This is a genomic window from Roseateles sp. P5_B10 (assembly GCF_056400485.1).
Genome location: NZ_JBFULE010001443.1, coordinates 1 through 739 on the forward strand (window position 1 = coordinate 1; position 739 = coordinate 739).

Here is a 739-nt window from a genome sequence, read left to right on the forward strand (position 1 = left end):
GTGTACAGGCGCGCCGTCTTGGGGTTGTAGTTGCCGGTGGAGATGTGGCCGTAGCGGCGCAGCTTGCCGTTCTCGCGCCGCGTGATCAGCAGCAGCTTGGCGTGGGTCTTGTAGCCGACGATGCCGTAGACGACCTGGGCACCGACGGCCTCCAGGCGCTCGGCCCAGTTGATGTTGGCTTCCTCGTCGAAGCGCGCCTTCAGCTCCACGACGGCCATCACTTCCTTGCCACGCCGCGCCGCCTCGATCAGCAGGTCCATCAGCTCCGACTTGGCGCCGGTGCGATAGATGGTCTGCTTGATGGCCAGCACCTCGGGGTCGACCACCGCCTCGCGCAGCATCTGCACGACGGGGTCGAAGCTCTCAAAGGGATGGTGCAGCAGCACATCGCCCTTCTTGAGCTTCTCGAAGATGGACTTGTGGCGCGGCAGCCGGCCGGTCGGCCAGGCCGGTTCAAAGGGCGTGAAGCGCAGCGGCGGCGCGTCGGTCTGGTCGATCAGCTCGTTCAGCCGCACCAGGTTGACGGGGCCGTTGACGCGGTAGAGCGCCGCATTCGGCAGGCCGAACTGCTCGAGCAGGAACTCCGACAGCTCGGCCGGGCAGGTGTTGACCACCTCCAGCCGCACCGCGCGGCCGAAATGGCGCGTCGTCAGCCCGGAGCGCAGCGCGTGGCGCAGATTGGCGATCTCCTCCTCATCCACTTCCAGGTCGGAGTCGCGTGTGACGCGGAACTGCGAGA

1 protein-coding gene is annotated in these 739 nt (G+C 66.8%); it reads right to left on the reverse strand.

What is annotated here, in order from left to right; translation table 11 throughout:
• Nucleotides 1–739, reverse strand: a 739-nt coding sequence (locus tag AC1DU6_RS33870; protein ID WP_477862778.1) for a polyphosphate kinase, incomplete at both ends; no start/stop codon positions are given.